Source organism: Sporosarcina sp. E16_8 (assembly GCF_017347095.1).
Lineage (GTDB): Bacteria > Bacillota > Bacilli > Bacillales_A > Planococcaceae > Sporosarcina.
The window spans coordinates 1-5,880 of the sequence record NZ_JADPRZ010000086.1 but is presented as its reverse complement, the minus strand read 5'-3'; the positions used below and the strand labels follow the sequence as shown (position 1 = coordinate 5,880).

General features: G+C 33.9%; 7 protein-coding genes and 1 pseudogene. All 8 read left to right on the top strand.

From position 1 onward, the window contains the following. A pseudogene (locus I2484_RS20505) lies at positions 1–645 on the top strand (hypothetical protein); the annotation flags it as partial. 27 nt (positions 646–672) lie between these two features. Beyond that, positions 673–1,905 (top strand): PoNi-like cognate immunity protein, encoded by a 1,233-nt coding sequence (locus tag I2484_RS20500; RefSeq protein WP_207152909.1) that lies wholly within the window; start codon positions 673–675, stop codon positions 1,903–1,905. Positions 1,906–2,015: 110 nt separating this feature from the next. Then, positions 2,016–2,390 carry an immunity 22 family protein gene (locus I2484_RS20495; RefSeq protein WP_207152908.1) on the top strand — a complete coding sequence of 125 codons (375 nt, stop codon included), beginning with the start codon at positions 2,016–2,018 and terminating at the stop codon, positions 2,388–2,390. Positions 2,391–2,426: 36 nt separating this feature from the next. Next, a complete protein-coding gene (locus I2484_RS20490; RefSeq protein ID WP_207152907.1) occupies positions 2,427–2,882 on the top strand; it encodes a DUF4274 domain-containing protein in 456 nt (151 codons plus the stop codon). 186 nt (positions 2,883–3,068) lie between these two features. Next, entirely contained in the window at positions 3,069–3,644 is a 576-nt protein-coding gene (locus I2484_RS20485; protein WP_207152906.1) for a ribonuclease YeeF family protein, read from the top strand. 5 nt (positions 3,645–3,649) lie between these two features. Then, positions 3,650–4,747 (top strand): hypothetical protein, encoded by a 1,098-nt coding sequence (locus I2484_RS21755; protein ID WP_255551638.1) that lies wholly within the window; start codon positions 3,650–3,652, stop codon positions 4,745–4,747. A gap of 14 nt (positions 4,748–4,761) precedes the next feature. After that, positions 4,762–5,091, top strand: coding sequence for a hypothetical protein (locus tag I2484_RS20475; protein ID WP_207152905.1), 330 nt, complete (start codon positions 4,762–4,764; stop codon positions 5,089–5,091). 601 nt (positions 5,092–5,692) lie between these two features. Next, a partial coding sequence (locus I2484_RS22065; protein WP_218628078.1) for a T7SS effector LXG polymorphic toxin occupies positions 5,693–5,880 on the top strand: 188 nt, incomplete at its 3' end.

The window sequence follows — 5,880 nt, the reverse complement described above, 5'->3', positions numbered from 1 at the left end:
TCGATTACCCCTTTTGGGCCAGCGATAAAAGCGGGTACCGCGGGTATTAGACTTGTTAGGAAGTCTTCAATTGTGAAGTGGATAAGTCCAAAGAAAGTTGAGAGTGATATTGGTAAGGCTACGGGAAAAGGCAGTTCTGGTGGAAGTAAAAAAACAAATGTGGATGATTTTGATACGAAAACAGCTACAAATAAACAAAAAGGTAATTTTGGTGAAATAAAATCAACTGATAATCTAGTAAACAATCAAAGTTTAAAAGATGCTGGGTATGACTTAAAGCCAATAGGCAGAGATGCACCATCAAGTATAGATGATAAAATAGTAAAAGGGATTGACGGACTATACGAAAATGCAAATGTGGATTCAAATATCAAATATGTTATTGATGAAGCTAAGTTTGGTAGTTCACAATTAGGAAAAGCTAAAGATGGAAAACAAATGTCAGATGATTGGTTGACAGGTGTGGTAACTAAAAAAAGTAGAGTATTGAAAGCTGTTGATGGAGATAAACAATTAGCAACAAAGATTGCGAGATCATTAAAAAAAGGTGAAGTAGAAAGAGTACTATCAAAAGTTGATAGTACTGGAAATGTAAAAACATATAAGCTAGATGCCAAGGGTAAAATCATTGGAGAATGGCCATAATTCAAAAGCTAGGAGGAATCAAATATAATGAGAGATCATTTATGTATAGAAGAAAAATGTAGAGAAGGAATAGAATATAATAAAAAAATTATTGAAGAAGATAGAGAGGAAATTAATAGTTTAGAAGAAGATGAAAAAAATGGTATTCAAAGATATCCTAATGATAATAAAAGCATCATAGAAGAAACTTATCTATCAAATTTTATAAATGAGACGGATAATGTTATTGCAAAGTATTCCTTAGGAGAAGACATTAGTACAATAGAAGAAGATTTTCATAATGCAATTGATAATTTAGAGCATACAGGGACTAGGAATGTTGGATATGTAAATCTGCTTTGGGTGATTTCCTTAGGAATATTATTAGAAACGGATAAAAAGAATATAGAACGACTAAGTAAGTTAGTTGAGAAGAAAAATATGAGTGATTCGGTGATTGACTTTTTATTATGTGCTAGTGATATTGGCTGCACAAAAATCACTAATGTTTATTTTAAAGAAAATCCATATGCAAAAACGAGAGAAATTATAGAACTTGCGCAAACTGATAAAAGAGAAGCTTCTAAAAGCATGCAAACGTATATGGAAAAGGAATGGTTTAAAGGTCATTATGATTACGAATGGAAAAATTCCCATAAAGAACCGGGATATATAGGGTATTGGAGCTTTGAAACAGCAGCACTAGCAAAGATACTCGAACTTGATGATGCAAGCCTCATAAATCATAATCACTATCCATATGATTTGGCGCATTACAAGAATTCAATGAAATTCAAGCCCATCTCTATAAGTGAATACAACAATGAACATGAGATTGAAGAGTTAGGTGAAATAATAGAAGGAATTGACAAAAATCCTTTATTGGAAAAGATTATTCCAACAAGATGGCACTCATTTATCAGTGAATTGATACAGGATTATGAGGATATGGATGATAGTAGTTTCTATGAAAAATACAAAAAACCTATAGGATTAGACCAAATCTGGTTCTTACTACAAGAGTATAAAGAAGAAAATAAGCAAAAAAATCTCTTAGGAAGTTTAATTGTTTTTGCGATGACCGAAAAAGAATATATATTGCAGTTGGATTATAAAGAAGATTTGGAAGAATACTATTCTAGTATGAAAAATTACTGGAATGATACAAGCACAAAGTTGGTTCAATTTATTTTAGATAATGATCAAAATTATTACGCATTGGTACCCAAAGATGAAAATGTTGGAGATATGTATGAAGTTGTTGTTAAAGATGTAAAGTAAGTTAAATTGAATGAACAGTAAGACGACTTAATAATTGGGCTAATTATAGACTAGAGGGTGGGGTTTCATCTTTACCGGAAGGTCTTAAATTAAAGTAGGAGGATACTATAATGGAAAAACAAGGATGGGTTTCTTTTTGGTTAGGTAATATTAAAGAAGAGGACTCTATAAGAGAGTATGTAGATTTAACGTATGATGAGGATGGCGAGTCTGTACCTTCCAAATTTTTTATCGATTTTAATATTGATATGGATGAAACAGATGAGGATACTATAGAAAAAACGGTCTATAAGAATAGTAGTAGTGATATTTCCACATTATTAGCTGGGTGTTCGTATGAAGAAATTATCATCCCACAATTTAAGAAAAGTATAGAATTAAAAAAATCATATAATGCAGTAATTCTGATATATAACTTTGAGTATAACAATGAAGTTACTTCAACTAATGCTTTTGACTTTATTACTACTACAAATTATGAGTAAGAAAATACTTATAAGTATGGAGAATAGACTTAATTGATGGGTAACACAGAAATTACTTTTCTGGAAGAACTGCTTTATAATACGGATAAAAATAATTTAATCAGTCAATTAGGAAATGTAGACAATCCACTAATACTCCATTTTTTTGCAGAAAATTATAACTGGAATAGTGGGTTTGAGGTTCCAAAAGCACTCATTGAAGATGAGTATTGTGATTTAGGAACAGGATTACTAATATTTCATTACGCAGATGGATTTCGAATGTTAGAAAATCCAGAGGAAGTTTCAAATTCAGCATTAGAAGAGTGGAAGGATTTTTTATTAAATCTTTATAATAAACTAATAAACCTGAATTTTAAGATACAGAATATATCATTTGAACCTGAATTAACAAAAAATCAGATATATAGGATTAGAAAAAATAACCCAAATATATCAGATTTTCTTATTAGTAAATCACCAGGTGAATTAGTTGATATTCCTAAAATATAATGTGATTTTAAATCCTTGATTGGCCAAGTCCCTTTCAAGGTTTTTTTGTTGAGGGGATACTTAGTGTCGAATGCACCACTATAAAGAACTGGATGTACATACAAAGTTTTTCATAGAAAATAATGTAGACTTTACTGATCTTCATCAGAAATTCAACAATATAAAATGGCTTGGAACCTTTCAAAGATGAGATACAGATTTATGTATTTAATAGGTTCCTTTTTCATATATACCGATGGCGCTATGAAAGTAGTAGATGTCAGCCCGTTCCACGATGGCTTGCGGCGGAATAATACCATAATAAATCGTTTAGAAAATGAAATGAAAGCAATCGAAACTGCAGTCGAAGGACTTGTTGCGCTGGAAGATTCATTGAAAGGACAAGGAGGAGATGCGATCCGTGCATTTTATGCGGAGTGCCACCTACCGTTCTTGCAGTTTTTCATGACATTCAAAAGCAATTACGTAAATGTCCAGATCCAAATGGATTCCGCACTCGATTCATTGGAGCCGGATATGAACGGGTTCATCCGTCAAACGTTTCTTGAAGGAGAAGTTGAAGCTGGACTAACGGTAATTTCTAGACTGACAAGCAGCCTCACCGACGAAGCCAACGACATTATGAATAAGGTCGCCGATATCGTTGCCCTTCCACATCTGAATGATAGTGATGTGCAAGAGGGGGTTCGGGATGCAAGGAGGAAACGGGATCATACGGTTGCCAATTTGTATGAATTTGATGAGACCAGACGAGGGCATTAATAGCGATGGAGAGATGGCTTGCAGATATCGAAGGTCTCTTCAAGGAAGGGCTCACAGGCGTCCATTTTGAGTCTAAACAGTGGGCGGCAATTACAATGAACAGCGGATTGCAAACAGCCATCGTTCAACAGACCTCTGCGGTTGCGGGGGGCCTAGGGAACAGTGATCAGGATAATCTGATCGGCACGGAAATCAATGCAGGAACCTTCCAGACACTTGAAAGTAAAAGAACCGAGACAATCGAGCGTGGAGCTTATGGCAGCTACAACCTGTTAAAATTTCACATCTATGAAAATGGTCTGATTGTAAAAGAATACCAATTAGGAACAAGAAAGCCGATTCAATACGAAGTGGTTAAAGAAGTGGAAGAAGAATTCGATGACGGTGGTTTCCGTGAGCTCGACGGCTATTTTGAAGGCACGAACCTAGCGTTTGTGGATTATATCCAGCCGAGGGCAATAGTCCAAAAAGGATTCAAAAAAATGGCGCTCGCTATCATCCCTGGAGTTAAGCCATCCAAATATAAAGGGAATCTTTCCGTAAAGAAGACTCCCGCAGTTGAAAATAAGTCTAAGGGTACGGGTAAAGTTAGTAAGAGAATTTCTGATATCCCTCATGTAAAAGAAGCAAAAAGTGTTATAGCAGTGAGGACAAAAGGACTAGATTTAAATGAGCATCCAACTACGACAAAACAAATGAGTTCAAAGAAAATGAAAGAGTTAAGAGATAAAATTGATATTAGAACTATTACAAAACAAGAGTATGCAGACTACATTTGGAATAAAAAATTTGCTAAAAGAAGGGATAAAGGAGTTAAAGAATTTTGGTATCAAGAACAACAACGATTATTAAATAATGAACCACTTACTCGAGATTGGTCTCAAGAACAGTTAAAAGATATTCTTGCTGGTAAAACTCCTAAATTTGATGGTAAACCAATTGCAGGGCATCATAGTTATAGCGCTTCGAAATACCCACATATTTCTAATAAAGGAGAAATAATCTATCCAGCAACTTTTAATGAACATTTAAAAGGATGGCATGGTGGGAATTGGAGGAATAGTAATCCGGGTGAGCCTATAATACCAATTAAAGACTTTTAGGGAGGTAAAATTTTATGGTGAAGATGAAATTGAAAATTGATAATGAGTCCAATAAATTAAAGTATGTATCTATTATCAGACAGAATAATGGAGCAAGTATTCAAGATATTAAAAAAAATATAGAAGATAATAAAGTAGTACTAGAATGTGATTATTTTGATACAGATGAATTAAAAGGTTTTAAGAAAACAATGGAAGCTTTAATAAGTAAAGGGGCTACAATACATTTGTTCCAAGATGATAGAGAGGTTCAAATTGATTATATTAGTAACCTTATTAGTTCGTATGAACAAATTGCTGAAGACAGAGAAAAGCTAGATGATAGGATTTTAGGTGATGATTAAAAAGGAGTAGAGTATTAAAACGTTCAGTTTCAACTTTATATATTGAATTGTAAACAAAATAATAAAAGTTATGGTGTTGAAAATAAACATATATAAGCATATATGTAGATGAATAAAGATAAAGTATATTTGCTGTGGAAAGAAAAAGAACGGGTTGTTTTAAAGTAAAGGCTCATGATGGTTGTATTCTCAAGGTATTATTTTTTAATACTTGGTTTGTGAAAATAATACGATAAATAGGCGAGATGACATTGTTGGAAAATATGCTTGAAAGAAGAATAGAATAAACGTATATAGCTTATCGGATTCATCTTGATATAAGGGTCTTGGTAAACATCCTTAATCGAAGTAGAACGACTACTGTGTAATGCAGAATAGAAGTACAATGCATGTTCAAGACACAGTTGCCTGCTACTCAGTGAATCGTGAAAGTATAACAATCATGAAAAGATTAATCTGGGTACACTCACAGGACTTTTCATAGAGAAATGATGCGGAATTTACGGGTTTATTTCAGAACCATAACAATATAAAATGCCAAGGTGCCCATCAAAGACAAGATACAGAGTCATGTCTTTGATAGGTACCTTTTTCAAATATAATGAAAGTAGTAGATGTCAGCCCTTTCCACGATGGCTTGCGGCGAAATAGCACCATGCTAAATCGTTTGGAAAATGAAATGGAAGCAATCGAGACCGCAGTCGAAGGACTTGTAGCGATGGAAGATTCATTGAAAGGACAAGGTGGAGATGCGATCCGCGCATTTTATGCGGAGTGCCACCTGCCGTT